This window comes from Blautia luti (genome assembly GCF_033096465.1).
Classification (GTDB): domain Bacteria; phylum Bacillota; class Clostridia; order Lachnospirales; family Lachnospiraceae; genus Blautia_A; species Blautia_A luti.
Genome location: NZ_AP028156.1, coordinates 529,653 through 543,979, shown reverse-complemented (window position 1 = coordinate 543,979; position 14,327 = coordinate 529,653). Strand labels below are relative to the sequence as shown.

16 protein-coding genes are annotated in these 14,327 nt (G+C 41.5%); 2 read left to right on the top strand and 14 right to left on the bottom strand.

The window, feature by feature from the left end; genetic code table 11:
- Window positions 1-111: 111 nt before the first annotated feature.
- The 3 genes from clpP to R8695_RS02500 form a co-directional block, all read right to left on the bottom strand.
- Entirely contained in the window at window positions 112-693 is a 582-nt protein-coding gene (clpP, locus tag R8695_RS02510; protein WP_008705991.1) for an ATP-dependent Clp endopeptidase proteolytic subunit ClpP, read from the bottom strand.
- Window positions 694-762: 69 nt separating this feature from the next.
- Window positions 763-2,049: a trigger factor gene (gene tig, locus R8695_RS02505; protein WP_118510962.1), complete on the bottom strand. Its 1,287-nt coding sequence runs from the start codon at window positions 2,047-2,049 to the stop codon at window positions 763-765.
- Window positions 2,050-2,200: 151 nt separating this feature from the next.
- A complete protein-coding gene (locus tag R8695_RS02500; protein ID WP_118510988.1) occupies window positions 2,201-2,761 on the bottom strand; it encodes a DJ-1 family glyoxalase III in 561 nt (186 codons plus the stop codon).
- Between the two features lie 194 nt (window positions 2,762-2,955).
- Between R8695_RS02500 and R8695_RS02495 the strand changes: the two genes are divergently transcribed.
- The gene (locus R8695_RS02495) at window positions 2,956-3,411 is read left to right on the top strand and encodes a CYTH domain-containing protein (protein ID WP_118510964.1); all 456 of its coding nucleotides are present in this window, start codon (window positions 2,956-2,958) and stop codon (window positions 3,409-3,411) included.
- 284 nt (window positions 3,412-3,695) lie between these two features.
- Here the strand turns inward: R8695_RS02495 and proC are convergent, their stop codons facing one another.
- The 9 genes from proC to R8695_RS02450 all read right to left on the bottom strand — a co-directional run bounded on the left by proC (window position 3,696) and on the right by R8695_RS02450 (window position 11,686).
- Window positions 3,696-4,490 (bottom strand): pyrroline-5-carboxylate reductase, encoded by a 795-nt coding sequence (gene proC / locus R8695_RS02490; protein ID WP_118510966.1) that lies wholly within the window; start codon window positions 4,488-4,490, stop codon window positions 3,696-3,698.
- A 157-nt stretch (window positions 4,491-4,647) separates the two neighbouring features.
- On the bottom strand, window positions 4,648-5,946 hold the full coding sequence (locus R8695_RS02485) for a Na+/H+ antiporter NhaC family protein (RefSeq protein WP_118510968.1): 1,299 nt from the start codon (window positions 5,944-5,946) through the stop codon (window positions 4,648-4,650).
- 142 nt (window positions 5,947-6,088) lie between these two features.
- Window positions 6,089-6,271, bottom strand: a complete 183-nt coding sequence (locus tag R8695_RS02480; protein WP_243139530.1) for a hypothetical protein — start codon at window positions 6,269-6,271, stop codon at window positions 6,089-6,091.
- Window positions 6,268-6,993, bottom strand: coding sequence for an MATE family efflux transporter (locus tag R8695_RS02475; protein WP_317676268.1), 726 nt, complete (start codon window positions 6,991-6,993; stop codon window positions 6,268-6,270). Before R8695_RS02475 ends, R8695_RS02480 begins: the two co-directional genes overlap by 4 nt.
- Before the next feature lie 194 nt (window positions 6,994-7,187).
- Window positions 7,188-7,955 carry a carboxymuconolactone decarboxylase family protein gene (locus R8695_RS02470; RefSeq protein ID WP_154780382.1) on the bottom strand — a complete coding sequence of 256 codons (768 nt, stop codon included), beginning with the start codon at window positions 7,953-7,955 and terminating at the stop codon, window positions 7,188-7,190.
- 160 nt (window positions 7,956-8,115) lie between these two features.
- On the bottom strand, window positions 8,116-8,586 hold the full coding sequence (locus R8695_RS02465) for a flavodoxin (protein WP_118510471.1): 471 nt from the start codon (window positions 8,584-8,586) through the stop codon (window positions 8,116-8,118).
- Window positions 8,587-8,772: 186 nt separating this feature from the next.
- On the bottom strand, window positions 8,773-9,651 hold the full coding sequence (locus R8695_RS02460) for a LysR family transcriptional regulator (RefSeq protein ID WP_154780383.1): 879 nt from the start codon (window positions 9,649-9,651) through the stop codon (window positions 8,773-8,775).
- A 445-nt stretch (window positions 9,652-10,096) separates the two neighbouring features.
- Entirely contained in the window at window positions 10,097-11,455 is a 1,359-nt protein-coding gene (locus R8695_RS02455; protein ID WP_154780384.1) for a M20 family metallopeptidase, read from the bottom strand.
- A gap of 96 nt (window positions 11,456-11,551) precedes the next feature.
- Complete coding sequence (locus R8695_RS02450) at window positions 11,552-11,686, bottom strand: DUF6440 family protein (protein ID WP_243139531.1); 135 nt, start codon at window positions 11,684-11,686, stop codon at window positions 11,552-11,554.
- A 472-nt stretch (window positions 11,687-12,158) separates the two neighbouring features.
- Here R8695_RS02450 and R8695_RS02445 point away from each other — a divergent pair, with 472 nt between their 5' ends.
- Complete coding sequence (locus R8695_RS02445) at window positions 12,159-12,305, top strand: hypothetical protein (RefSeq protein WP_154780385.1); 147 nt, start codon at window positions 12,159-12,161, stop codon at window positions 12,303-12,305.
- Window positions 12,306-12,425: 120 nt separating this feature from the next.
- On the opposite strand, the gene R8695_RS02440 is transcribed toward R8695_RS02445, so the two are convergent.
- Window positions 12,426-13,112: a TMEM165/GDT1 family protein gene (locus R8695_RS02440; RefSeq protein WP_154780386.1), complete on the bottom strand. Its 687-nt coding sequence runs from the start codon at window positions 13,110-13,112 to the stop codon at window positions 12,426-12,428.
- A 16-nt stretch (window positions 13,113-13,128) separates the two neighbouring features.
- Window positions 13,129-14,130 carry a calcium/sodium antiporter gene (locus R8695_RS02435; protein WP_154780387.1) on the bottom strand — a complete coding sequence of 334 codons (1,002 nt, stop codon included), beginning with the start codon at window positions 14,128-14,130 and terminating at the stop codon, window positions 13,129-13,131.
- Window positions 14,131-14,327 lie beyond the last annotated feature (197 nt).

Genomic DNA, 14,327 nt, shown 5'->3' with positions numbered 1-14,327 from the left:
ATCTTGTCTATCCTTTCTAATCTCAACTATTCAGGTACGCTGATGCATACCTGCCTTTCATTTAAGATAAGAAGACTCCTGTGACGATCCACAGGAGTCTTATCTTCAGCACTATTTATGCATGACTACACCGTCAATCAGTCCATATGCCTTTGCTTCTTCAGCAGTCATATAGTTGTCCCGGTCTGTATCACGCTCAACAACTTCTATCGGCTGACCGGTATTTGCAGCCAATAATTCATTTAAAGTTCTCTTCGTCTGTGCAATGTGATCTGCTACGATCTGAATCTCTGTTGCCTGACCCTGTGCACCGCCTGACGGCTGATGGATCATGATGGTGGAATGAGGAAGAGCAAATCTCTTACCTTTTGCACCGCCTGCAAGGAGAAATGCTCCCATACTGGCAGCCATTCCCAGACAGATTGTAGAAACATCACACTTGATATACTGCATGGTATCGTAAATCGCCATGCCGGCTGTTACGGAGCCGCCCGGGCTGTTGATATACAGCTGGATATCTTTACCAGGATCTTCTGCCTCCAGGAAAAGAAGCTGTGATACGATCAGTCCTGCACTCACATCATTAACTTCTTCGCCAAGAAAAATGATTCTGTCTTTCAGAAGCCTTGAATAGATGTCGTAGCTTCTCTCCCCTCTGCTTGTCTGTTCAATGACATAAGGTACTAAACTCATATAAACGCCTCCATTTTTCTTTTCGGCTGACTTTTTAAAATCAAGCGGGAATTCCTTGATTTGGTTAAATTAAACTTCTTTTGCAGCGTCTGCAACAAGAGAAACTGCTTTCTGTACAGCCATGTCTTTCTTGATCTGCTCGATTTCACGCTCTCCAAGTAATTCTTTTAACTTGTCAGCTTCCATTTTATATGTTTCAGCCATCTTGGAAATTTCTTCATTTACTTCCTCTTCTGTAGGCTGGATATTCTCAACTTCTGCAATCTTCTCGAGAACAAGTCTTGTCTGAATTCTCTTAACTGCCTGTGGTTTCATGTCTTCCATCATCTTCTCAGCTGTCATGCCTGTGAACTGGAAGTACTGATCCATGGATAATCCCTGGGACTGCATTCTTCTGCTGAAGTCATCAAGCATCTGCTGGCACTGTGTTTCAACCATTGCATCCGGAAGATCCATCTGTGCATTCTCGATTGCTTTATCTACTGCTGCATCTTCTTTTGCACGTTTTGCTTCGTTTACTTTTCTTTCTTCAAGGTTTGTCTTAACGTGTTCTTTGTACTCAGCAAGAGTATCGAACTCAGAAACATCTTTTGCAAAATCATCATCCAGTTCCGGAAGTTCTTTTGCTTCAATCTTCTTAACTGCACATTTGAAGATTGCTTCTTTGCCAGCAAGTTCTTTTGCCTGATATTCTTCTGGGAATGTAACTTTGACTTCTACATCATCACCTGTGTTGGCACCAACAAGCTGCTCCTCGAATCCCGGGATAAATGTGTTGGAACCAAGTGTCAGAGGATATTCTGTAGCTGTGCCGCCATCAAATGCAACACCATCTACGGAACCCTCGAAGTCGATTGTTACTGTATCGTTTAACTGAGCAGCACGATCTTCTACAGTGATTGTTCTGGAGTTTTTCTCCTGCTCTTTCTTAACTTCTGCATCAACATCCTCGTCTGTTACTGTTACGTCAGACTTCGGAACTTCTACACCTTTATACTCACCTAAAGTTACTTCCGGTTTCACAGCAACTTCTGCAGTGAAGATCAGTTCTTTACCAGGCTCAGCCTGTACCAGGTCGATCTTAGGCTGGGAAACGATCTCAAGTTCGGATTCTCCCATAGCTTTGCTGTAGTGTTCCGGAATAAGAGCGTTTACAGCATCTTCAAGGAAGATTCCTTTTCCGTACATCTGCTCGATCATTTTTCTAGGAGCTTTTCCTTTACGGAATCCTGGGATTGTGATTCTGCCTTTTGCTTTCTGGTATGCATTCTGCATAGCTTTCTCTAAATCCTCAGCGGAAACTTCGATGGTAAGTTTCGCCATGTTTTTTTCCATTTTCTCCACCTGTAAACTCATGTTTCGTGTTCCTCCTTAATTTCAGGTTATATCATTTTTATATTTTGACGTTTTTTCTATATATATATTTACAGTCATTGTAGCAGTATAGCACAAAAAATTGAAAAGTGCCAGTGTTTTTTCGCATAAAATAAGGCTTTTGGCATATTTTTTAGTGTCTGTATACCACAGATTCTGCGATTTCTTCTGCTTTTTCCTGATTCTCCAGCTGGGTGATGAGAGAAAGTGCAAAATCTACTGCAGTACCAAGGCCTCTGCTTGTAGTCACATTGCCGTCCACAACCACGCTGTCCTCACTTGTCACAGCACCGTCTCCAGCGATCACTTCCATAAAGGATGGATAAGAAGTTGCCTTTCTTCCCTTCAGGAAACCAAGTCCTGAGAAAACACTGGGTGCTGCACAGATCGCAGCAATTTTCTTTCCTTTATTATAGAAATCTGTCAGCAGATCTGTCAGCGGTTTGGATCCTGCCAGATACTTCGTTCCCGGCATTCCTCCCGGAAGGACCAGCATATCTGCGTCTGTAAAATCCACCTCATCAAAGAGAAGGTCTGTCAAAAGTGAAATTCCATGAGCAGTCTGTACCTCTTTCGTATCTTTAATGGAAACAGTTTTAATATCAATCTGTGCACGTCTCAGCAGATCTACCACTGTCAGTCCTTCAATGTCCTCAAAACCATCTGCAAGAAAAATATAAACTTTTTTACTCAAAACAACTACCTCCCGTAATCTGCCGCTGTCAGCATTATGCCCAGCGTCTGCTTTTTCTGGTCTGATTATAGCATCCATGCCCACTTTTTACAACAATTCCCCTGTACAGGAACTGGATTTTCTCTCATGAAAATGCTATTATAAATCCATTACCATATCAGTCTGAAACATTACACATTGTAAAGGAGTCTCACATGGAAATAGAACGTAAATTTTTAATATCCAAAGAAAACCTGCCATCCAATCTGGATTCTTATCCACACCACAAACTAGAGCAGGGCTACTTATCCACCTCCCCTGTAGTCCGCATCCGCAAAGAGGATGATAACTACTACCTCACTTATAAATCCAAAGGCCTTATGACCCGTGAAGAATACAATCTTCCACTTACCAAAGAATCCTACAAACACATGCGTCCCAAAGCCGATGGAATCCTCATTTCCAAAACACGCTATCTTATTCCGGAAAAAGGCGGACTTACCATCGAACTGGATGTATTTGATGTCCCATATGAAGGACTTTACCTCGCAGAAGTAGAATTTTCTTCCGAAGAACAGGCACTCAGCTATAATCCACCTGCATGGTTCGGAGAAGACGTTACCAACTCCGGTAAATACCATAACAGCCGTCTGAGTCAGGGAAATCTATAACTCATTTCCCAAAACAATATAACCAAAAGAATTTATAACATTAATTATTGGAAAAAACAGCTCCGAAATATTGTTCTGTTGATATGCATTTGCAGGGATCGTAATAACTCTTAGGTTCTGGAAATTCGCGTTATAAAAAATCCACCCACTGTCTGAGCCACATAGGCGAGTTTGGGCGGATTTTTTATGGTTTTAGCGGATTTTCAGAATCTTAGAGTTACTAGATTCCGAAACCACATATCAACAGAACAATATTTCGGAGCGTCCCTCTTATCCAAACAAGATTACATCTTTTTCCCTTTTTCAGCCGCTCCATTCAAAGCTTCAAAAACAGCACTTCTGAATCCGTTCTGTTCAAGGATTCGTACTCCTTCAATGGTAGTTCCTGCCGGAGAGCATACCATATCTTTTAATTCGCCTGGATGCATCCCTGTTTCCAGTACCATTTTCGCACTTCCCAGTACAGACTGTGCAGCAAACTGATACGCCTGTTTTCTTGGCATTCCCTGGGCTACTGCTGCGTCTGCCATCGCTTCCACGAACATGAATACATAAGCCGGAGAGCAGCCGCTTACAGCACCTACTGCGTCCATCAGACGTTCCGGAACTACTTCTGTACGACCGAAGCTGTTCGTGATCTCGCAGATCTGATCAAGTTCTTCTGCTGATACTTTTTCATTAGCGCATACACCTGTCATACCCTCGCCAACCTGGGCAGGAGTGTTTGGCATCATTCTTACTACTTTCAGAGGTTGTCCACATTTCTCCTCTAACCACGCAAGAGTTTTCCCCGGTGCAATGCCTACAACTGTGTGTTCCGGTGTCAGTTCGTCTTTTACTTCGTTCAGTACTTCTTCATAGAACTGTGGCTTCACTGCCAGGAAAACCAGCTTTGTATTTTTTACTACTTCACAGTTATCCAGAGTTGTCACAACACCCAATTTCTCTTTGCTTCGTTTACTTCCCTCTTCTGTAAGATTGGAAACAATGATCTCGTCTTTCTTATAGAGTCCTTTTTTCAACATACCGCTGATCATTGCGGAACCCATATTTCCACATCCGATAAATCCGATTTTCATAAGCTTAACTCCTCTCGTATCTACTTTTATAGTAATTTCAGAAAGTACTGTATGCAGTCCGGCACCTCAGAGTGTAAATTCCTGCATCAGATAACTTTTTATTTGTCTCTGCTTTTCGCATATTATAGTATAATCCTTTAGTAAAGTAAAGTGTCCTCTATTTCTTTTTTCTCCGAAAATTAACAGAAATAAAATACCATATCGGAAGCAGATACAGATAAATTGCCGCGCACACACTCATTGTCGGTGCACCGATAAACGCCAGCGGTACCGCTGACGCAATTGACCAGGGAAGTAGAGGCGCCACTACAACTGCCGAATTTTCCAACGAAAGCGCAAACTCTTTTTTATCTGGGTTGTTTTCTCCGCAGAGCTGATTGGTCAGCATGATGGATAAGGTCTGATTGCAGGATACGGCTGCTGTTACAACAGAGGTCAGCAGGGTTGTTCCAAATGGTGTGATTTTGCTGTTTAATTTTCTAATCAAATCTTTGATTCCGTGAAGGAAATCTGTTCCTTTGAAAATGCCGGAATAGCAGGAAGAAATACCTACGATAGCAATGACTTTCATATTGGAAAGGATTCCGCCTCCGCCCATCAGTCGATTAATCTGCATATCATCCGGCTGAAATCCCGAAACACATAATGCAGGAAGTTTGGGAACCGGATATTTCTGTATCAGGACTGCGACAAAAATTCCGCATAATGCACTGGCTGCCAGAGTTCTTTTTACATTGACACGCATTGCAGAAAAAACAAGCACAACTGCAACAGGAAGTAATGTCCATGCTGACAGATGATAGAATTCTCCCAGTACTGTTCTGATTTCTCCATCTGCAGTTCCTATATGTGTCCGCAGTCCCAAAGTCCAGTAAACCGTACAGGAAATAACAAATGGCACTATTGCAGCCTTCGCCATGCCTTTCAGGTTTTCGTATAAATCTGTTTTCGTCAGTTCGCTTACGAGCAGTGCACTGGTAGAAACCGGCGAACATCTGTCGCCAAAATAAATTCCCGCAAGAATTGCACCTCCTGCCAGGACATCTGAAACATTCATGCTTTTCGCCATTGTCATGCAGATCACACCCATGGTAGCTGCTGTTCCAAATGCAGTTCCTGTCAGAAAAGATACCAGAGAACATAAAAGAAATGATGCCAGCAGCATGATCGACGGTGCGCATATTCCCGCTGCATAATAGACAATAAATGCAATGGAACCACTCGCTCTCCACACTGCGGTCATAATTCCGATCAGAATAAAAGTCAGCAGAATATTCTTCGCAGCCTTCACTCCCTGCCAGGAAAAAATCAGCATCTGTTTCCAGGTTTTCTTTTTTATCAGACCATATGTAAAAAACAGCACCAGTCCCAGGATCATAGCATATATAATGGAAATTCCGGTAAATACGCATACTAAAAGAACTGCAGCAAATATTCCTAGTAATAATAATTCCATAATTCGCCTCCGGGAATATTATACAGCAGACATCTTTCTTTTTCTATCATGTTTCTTTTTTACACTGATTTATTTTGACATCAAAAAACAGAAGTTATGTACAGTTTTGCACAGTACAATAGCTTCTGTTTTTTAATATTTTTCAGGCAGTTTCCTTTGCAGATGCACCCGACATTTTTGATGTTTTCATCATCTTATAATAAACCGGGATCAGCAGTGAGCAGGCTCCGATCCATGCCATTGGGCTGGTAATACATACGGATGTGTAACCAATCACTCCAGAAAGTCCTACTGTTGCAGCAATTCGCATTATAAGTTCGATCATACATGCAGCAAACGGTGCTCGTCCGTTCTGCCGGCTCCAAAGTTCTGGGCTACATAGTTGGAGATTGCTGTCATCATTGCATTATTTACCAGTACAGAAAGCTGGTCTGCCTTGGATGCGGCGGTGTATCCTGCGACTGCTGCAGTACCCAGTGAGTTTACAACTGTCTGCATGGCAAGCTGTCCGATGCACATAACTGACATCTGAAATCCCATTGGAAATCCGGTCTTTAAATGCAGGATTACTGCATCTTTTAAATCTGTAAAATCTTCTCTACGCAGATGCAGGATCGGGAAATTTTTTAATCCTACTATCAGGCTCAGAACTGCTGAGAGGAACTGAGAAAGGATAGTTGCCCATGCAGCACCTGCTACGCCCATATGTAACGGTACAATAAACAGAATATCAAGGAAAATGTTCAAAACTGATGAAAATACCAGGAAATACAATGGTGTCTTGCTGTCTCCCAGTGCACGAAGCATGTTGGAAATCATGTTATAGAAAACAGTAGCACCTGTACCGAATAAAACTACAAACATATAGTCATATGCTTCGCCGGAAATGTCAGATGGAATCTGCATCCAGCGCAGGATCTGATGTGCAAGCAGACAGCAGATCAGTGTCAGAACTACTGTAAATGCAATACTCAACAGTGTCGAAACTGCAACACTCTTGCGCATTCCTTTTTCATCTTTCGCCCCGCATTTCTGTCCGAGACAGATACCGAAGCCTCCTGTGAATCCATTGATAAAACAGAATAAAATCCCCCTTTATAAATGATTGTTTTCACAATGATATCTAAGGGGGATTTACTTAATATCAGGTAGATAAAATTCTTTGTACCGCTACCTGTTTTAATAGAATCAGGTGGCTCTCTGCTATCGAAACGGTTAACTTGCCTGATTCTGTCAAATATTTATTTTAATTTACCATATTCTTCATCTGAAACTGCTTCGCACCATTCATTGGAGCTTTCTTCTCCCGGAACTTCAACTGCAAGGTGGGAGAACCAGCTGTCCGGTGCTGCGCCGTGCCAGTGTTTTACTTCTGCAGGAATGTTGATGCAGTCACCTGGTTTCAGCTCGATGGCTTCTTTTCCCTCTTCCTGATAGTATCCACGTCCTGCAACACATACGAGGATCTGTCCTCCGCCGTTCTTTGCATGGTGAATATGCCAGTTATTTCGGCATCCAGGCTCAAATGTTACATTGAAGATTCCAACCTGGCTTGTGGATACAGGTGCCAGATAGCTCTTTCCGATGAAATACTGAGCGAATGCATCGTTTGGTGCACCAATCGGAAATACCATGGATTTTGCATGTGCTCTCATGGCTTCATCTTCGTATGGAAGATCTCCCTCGCCGTTCTGCCAGATTTCTTTTGCAAGGTTAAATACTGCCCATCCTTTGGGCCATCCTGTGTAGAATGCTACGTGTGTGATGATTGCTGCGATTTCTTTCTGTGTTACGCCGTGGTCTTTTGCATTCTGTAAATGGAATTTCAGGGAAGAATCTGTGATTCCTGATGCCATTAATGCTACTACTGTGATGATGCTTCTTGTTTTTACGTCAATGTCCTGGTTATTCCAGTTTTCTCCGAAGAGTACATCATCGTTGAAATGTGCAAATTCCGGAGCAAATTCTCCCAGTGCATTTCTGCCTGCTGTCTGTACAATCTTTGCCATAATAATTTTCTCCTGCTATGAGTTGTGATTTCTGCTGATTATTTCATTCGCAATTATTAATTTTCAGTTTGTAAATTTCATGTTTAATAGCTAAATATAAACTATTATTTACTCATTAAAATCTGGAATTCTGTCACGAGAATCTAATCCTCATTTTTTATTATAAAGATTTAACCCAAGTCTCAATTTCCTGTTTGCTTCCACCGTTAAGGAGTTTGCCCTCACGGATTTCTGCGCCTGGTGCGGATGGCTGTAATTCCTGAACTGTTTTTCCGAATCCGCTTCCACCGGATGTTGCGAAGAGTGTGATCTTCTTTCCTGAGAAATCATAAGCTTCCAGGAATGTGTTGATGATGGTCGGAGCTACATACCACCAGATTGGAAAACCGATGAGGATTTCATCGTAGTCTGCTACTTTTGCATCTGTTGGTTTGATTTCCGGTCTGGATGTTTTGTCTTTCATTTCTATGCTGCTTCTGGAATTCTTGTCCATCCAGTTTAAATCTGCTTTTGTGTATGGTACGGTTGGTTCGATTTCATACAGGTCTGCGTCTGCTGCTTCGGCAACCATTTCTGCTACTCTCTTTGTTGTTCCGTTTGCACTGAAATATGCTACTAATTTTTTTGCCATGATAAAATTCCTCCTTGATAAAATAAATTAGTTTCTATTGTTCACCTGACTTCTATCTCAATAAATAAAAGCAGGATTTTTTCTGATTCAAAGTTATAAAAAATGTGCAGGATACTTTCTTCATATCCTGCACACTATTTTAATCTGTAAATATCATTATGTCTAATACTTATATTAAATTATTTTTTATGCCTCAAAAGCATTAACTTCATCGATAAATTTATTTACTGCACGGGAATGCGGAATGTGTCTCCGCCATGCAATCACGGTGCTTGTTTTAATTTCCGGGGAAAGTTTCCGCTGGACAAGCAGATCCTCTCTCCAGTACTTTGGTGCTCCCTCTATGGAAACAGGATAGCCAAGTCCATACATTGCCATGACTCCTGCATTGGTTCCGAGGTTGCTTGTAAATGCGATATTGAGTTTTTTGAAGTCTTTTCCAAACCAATTGGCAAGTTCGCTCTGGATGTTGACACGCTCCGGCAAAATCAGAGGTTTTTCAAGCAGGTCTTCTTTTGTAATATATTCTTTTTCAGCAAGAGGATCGTCGGGGCACATTCCTACTACCCAGTGGTCGCTGCTTTTAATCCTGACGTAATCGAAGCCCTCTGTATCTACCGGTTCCAGAAACATTCCAATGTCTACCAGACCCTTGTTCATCATTTCGCTGACGATGTCGGCAGTTGCTGTGTGAAGCGCAATCTGTATCATGGGATATTTTTGTCTGAACTGTTTGCATATCTTCGCCAGAGTCTCTACTGCTGCGAATTCTCCACATCCGATGGTAATCGTACCCTCGATGAGTTCCTTGTTTCCTTTGAACTCATCTATCAGACGCTCTTCCAGGTCTATGATTTCCAGTGCTCTGCGTTTCAGCAGAATGCCCTCGTCCGTGAGTGTGATATGATGGCCGCCGCGCTTAAAGAGTGGTGTTTCCAGTTCCTCTTCAAGGGCTGCAAGCTGACGGGAAAGGGTTGGTTGGGTAATATGAAGTTGTTCGGCGGCTTTTGTAAAGCTTTGCTCTTTTGCTACTGTCAGGAAGTAGCGTAATACTCGTAAGTCCATGTTTATTCACCTTTTAATTAAATATTCCCTTGTCTTTATCATCACATCCTGAAGAATTTTCAGATTTTCCAATGTATCCTCTGTTTCCAATGAGTGATTTGTATTTTCGTAAACATACATTGGTACTTTCTGTTTTTGGGAAAGTTCCTCTACTTCCGAAACTACGCTCCACGGATCTGATGTTCCGATAAAAACAATTGCATCATCATGTTTAAAATCGTATGTATATTTCAGAGGTGTATACAGAACCTGGCGGCATTTAAGGTTATGTTTTTCTGCCTGTGCATACTCTCCTTTTCTATTTTTTTCCTACAACCAAGTAAATATTCGCATCCAGTTTCAACGCTTACTTGATTCAATCAAATTATTCACCCCAAAATAACAAGGGGCAGCACATCCCTCTTGATATGCTGCTCCACTATTTTTATAGTCAACTTCACATTTATCAGATAGCCAGAAGATTCTTAATAGCCTCCATATAAATCAGAACTGCTTCTTCCATTCCAGATACAAGAATATATTCATCCGCGCTGTGGATTCTGTAGTCGATTCCCATTTTCTCAGGTCCGAATGCGATGATGTTCTTGAGGGATTTTGCGTAAGTTCCGCCGCCGATTACCATTGGTTTGTTCTCAGTATCGCCTGTTACATCTGTATATGCTTTGTATAAAGCATTTACAAGTGGGGATTCTCTTGGGAAGAATAACGGATCACCGATCTCCAGGATTTCCATACGGCCGTTTTCGTCTTCCAGTCTGTCTGCACACATTTTGCGGACTTCGCCTGCTTTTAATGTGACAGGAACACGGATATCGATGGTACAGGAAACAACGCCGTTTTCAGTCTTGATGATTCCGTTACATAAGGTAAGATCTCCGTACTCATCTGCAAATTTCAGTCCGATTTCTGAACCATCGCAGGATGTGCCGATATGTGTATTGTAGAATTTCACGAAATCATCTTCGAATCCTGCTTTCTCCAGGCATTCAAAAGTAACGCCTGCTGCATTCACGCCGAGAGTCGGTGTGCTGGCATGTGCAGGAACGCCTTTTGCATAGATGCTGAGCTGTCCGTTCTCTTCTGTCAGTTTGTATTCCTGAAGTTTTGTTTCAGAAAGTGCTGCTTCCATTTTTTCTTTCAGTCCTGGTTCTGCCGGAACAACAATGGTGCAGGAATCGCACACTGCATTGGATACGAAACCACCGTCTGCAGAAATGATCTTTGTATTCTTGGAATATGCCATTATTCCCATATGGCCTTTTTCACCATGGATACATGGGAAGCTGGCATCCGGTGTAAAGCCGCAGGATAGTTCTTCTGCTACTTCATTATAATGTTCCATGCATTTGGAGCCGGTTTCTTCGTTGCATCCCATGATCAGACGGACTCTCTTGTTCAATTTCACGCCGGAGTCACGGAGAAGTTTCATTGCATAAAGAGCCTCCAGAACTGGTCCTTTGTCATCAGTTGTTCCACGTCCATAAACGTAATCACCGTCGCGTGTCAGTTTAAATGGATCATAGTTCCAGTCGCCGCCTACAGGTACAATGTCAAGATGTCCGGCAATACCTACGATTTCTTCACCCTCACCCATCTCTGCGTAACCGCAGTAGTTGTCCAGATTTACGGTCTTGAAACCAAGTTCTTCGGCAATTTTCAGTCCCTCTTCCAATGCTTTGGCAGGTCCCTCACCAAACGGCATTCCCTCTGCAGGAGTTCCAAGCTGGGAGTCAATTGCTACCAGTCTGCCAAGGTTTGCAAGCATTTCCTCTGTTAATCCATGAATTTGTTCTTTAATATCCATTCTACTTCTATCCTCCAATTTTAATAATATTTTTCTCTTTAAAAACTTTAAAAATCAGAAAGCAAAATCTTAAAGCCATTCAGTTATCAGGTAAGATTAATCCTCAATCGGAGTAACAACCGGTTTTCCATCCTTATCCAGTAACGGTGTCAATCCACCTGCATACCCACTGAAATGAAATACATAATTTACGCCTGTTTCTCTGTCAACCCAGATTTCAGTTCCTGTCATCGCACCCTAAGAATAAACTTTCTTAAATCTCTCATTTTTGGCCATTTCATTTTCCTCCAATACCAATATCAAACAAATAGAACTGTAGTCCACTGTGCCTGATCTTTATATGTTTTCTGATAAATTGTGCTTTTTATTATAACACATATCTCTATAATTGTCAGATTTTCTTACCAGTATATAACAATACTATTACATCTTTGACAATGCTCACAAATATGTTTATCTTACTGATCATAGCGATCCTGATCTTTGCATCGCCTCCTGTTATTTCCCGGATTCAGAGCTTGTACTTTGTGACAGCATTGAGGATTGTCTGGATGCCGTTTCTTCGGGTAATGCAACCTGTTCTCTCATAAGCCCGGATACCTATTACGCATACAGGAATGAATTCGAGTCATTGTCCCATTTGAACATTTCCAATACAGGCTATCAGATATCCATCAGCTTCGCCAAGCTGCTGTGAAAAGTTGTGCCACTGAATTATTTTGTGGAACGATTCGGCGGAGATGAATTTATCGTGATCGCGGAAAATATCTCCGGCAGAGAAGAAGCTGAGGAACTGATCCAGAAGATCCGGGATATGATATTGAAATTTAATGGTCTTAGAGTTAAATGAAGCGGATCTGAATATGTATGAAGATAAGATCAAATCCAAAAGGGACGTAAGAATGTACGTTAAAATAAAACGAGATCAAAAATCCCCTTGCTTTGTATGTGGCAAGGGGATTTTATCAATTTATTTAACTTTTTTTTCTCTTCTCACAAAAAGACAGACACATAAAACAGCAAACGCAACAGTTACCACGATAAGTCCCGGCCATACCGGGATTGGACAGACACCTGTGCTGATAAGTTTAAGTCCCTGATAGAATGTGTACACACCGAATACAGAGAAGATCACAAATGCAAGTGTATTAAGCAGTCCTTCCGGAGTCTTGCTCTTTAAAAGATAGCCGACGAACATTCCAAGAATATCTGCTGCAAAAAGTCCAAGTGAACATCCGATCCATACAATAAGTGCTGATTCCATACCTTCATTTGCACCAAATGTAATGGCAGTAAGCTGTGTTTTATCTCCAAGTTCTGCTAAGAAAAATGTACAGAAAACTGCGAGTGGAGCGAACTTAATCTTTGATTTACCGCCCTCTTCCTCTTCATCGTCATCATCACCGGCGATCGTTGATGCAGCAAAGTAAAGAAATGCAAGTGCTGCTGCAGTCTTGATGAGCCAGTCCGGAATAAATTCGCTGACAAGTCCGCCTGCAAGAACAGCCAGTCCATTAAGTACAAGGATTGCTGCAGCGGTTCCGAACATAATATCTTTTAACTTATATTTAGGAGTAAGAGCAATAAGCATGAGCTGGGTTTTGTCCCCCATCTCTGCTATGAATTCAGTAAAAAATATCTTTAAAAACAATAACATTTTTCTGATATCTCCTTTATCTTATGATGATATAAACTGCATATGCCGCATAAAATACAACCATAGCGAATCCTTCGATTTTTCCGATTTTCTTCTTTGTTCCTGCAAAGATCCATACACAGATCGTAAATGCAATAAGTACACACAGATCAATGATATTTTCAGTAATGATGCTGATTGGACTGATCGTTGATGCAATACCGAGTACCATAAGAATGTTAAATACATTGGAACCGATCGCATTACCAAGTGCCATATCGACTTCTTTCTTTCTGGCAGCAACTATTGAAGTCACAAGTTCCGGAAGTGATGTTCCTATTGAAACAATGGTAAGTCCAATAAGTGTCTGGCTCATTCCAAGGTCAGATGCTATTCTTGATGCAGCATCTACCGTTATGTCTCCGCCGAGCGCAATTGCAGCAGCACCGCCAATTATGAACACAATACTGAGCGGGACTGAAATCAGCTTGATATCTTCATCTGATCCGCCTTCGATTTCAACTTTTTTGCCTTCTTTGCTTGCCTTTAATGCAATCTTGATCATATAGAAAATATATCCGGCAAAGAAACCAATGAATATCACACCGTCAAGATGTCCAAGTGTCATGCCTGCCTTGTCACCAAATCCTGCAATTCCCAAAAGCAATAAAAGTCCTGCACAGATAAGTGAAAATGGGATATCTCTTTTTATTGTTTCTTTTGCAACATCTACTGTAGCAATCATTGCACACACACCAATAACAACCATCAGGTTAAATATATTGGAGCCGACTACATTACTTACTGCAAGTTCATTATTGCCGATAAGTGAAGCTGATACGCTGACTGCTGTCTCCGGAAGTGATGTTCCCATTGCAACAATGGTAAGTCCGATAATGATAGACGGAACATGCAGTCTCTTTGCCACACTTGAACTTCCCTCTACAAAAAAGTCCGCACCTTTGATAAGCAGTATAAAACCGATTACAAGAAATACAAGTACAAGAGCAAATGGGGCATTGTTAATAAATCTTTCCATATTTTCCTCCTTTTGTTTCTCCATAACAGGATTGTCAGCCGAAACATCTGCTATTACGAGTATTCCCAACAGATTTTTTTATATCACAAGAACCTTGCGAGGTAATTTTCTATGGTATAAAAAAGACCCATGTATATCGATTACAAGCCAATGTATCATACATAAGCTGTTAATCGATATACATGAGTCTCATTATT

Coding starts and splice junctions, on each gene's coding strand:
- clpP (WP_008705991.1), bottom strand. CDS start 693: ATGAGTTTAGTACCTTATGTCATTGAACAGACAAGCAGAGGGGAGAGA.
- tig (WP_118510962.1), bottom strand. CDS start 2,049: ATGAGTTTACAGGTGGAGAAAATGGAAAAAAACATGGCGAAACTTACC.
- R8695_RS02495 (WP_118510964.1), top strand. CDS start 2,956: ATGGAAATAGAACGTAAATTTTTAATATCCAAAGAAAACCTGCCATCC.
- proC (WP_118510966.1), bottom strand. CDS start 4,490: ATGAAAATCGGATTTATCGGATGTGGAAATATGGGTTCCGCAATGATC.
- R8695_RS02485 (WP_118510968.1), bottom strand. CDS start 5,946: ATGGAATTATTATTACTAGGAATATTTGCTGCAGTTCTTTTAGTATGC.
- R8695_RS02480 (WP_243139530.1), bottom strand. CDS start 6,271: ATGATCGAACTTATAATGCGAATTGCTGCAACAGTAGGACTTTCTGGA.
- R8695_RS02470 (WP_154780382.1), bottom strand. CDS start 7,955: ATGGCAAAGATTGTACAGACAGCAGGCAGAAATGCACTGGGAGAATTT.
- R8695_RS02465 (WP_118510471.1), bottom strand. CDS start 8,586: ATGGCAAAAAAATTAGTAGCATATTTCAGTGCAAACGGAACAACAAAG.
- R8695_RS02460 (WP_154780383.1), bottom strand. CDS start 9,651: ATGGACTTACGAGTATTACGCTACTTCCTGACAGTAGCAAAAGAGCAA.
- R8695_RS02455 (WP_154780384.1), bottom strand. CDS start 11,455: ATGGATATTAAAGAACAAATTCATGGATTAACAGAGGAAATGCTTGCA.
- R8695_RS02450 (WP_243139531.1), bottom strand. CDS start 11,686: ATGACAGGAACTGAAATCTGGGTTGACAGAGAAACAGGCGTAAATTAT.
- R8695_RS02440 (WP_154780386.1), bottom strand. CDS start 13,112: ATGTTATTGTTTTTAAAGATATTTTTTACTGAATTCATAGCAGAGATG.
- R8695_RS02435 (WP_154780387.1), bottom strand. CDS start 14,130: ATGGAAAGATTTATTAACAATGCCCCATTTGCTCTTGTACTTGTATTT.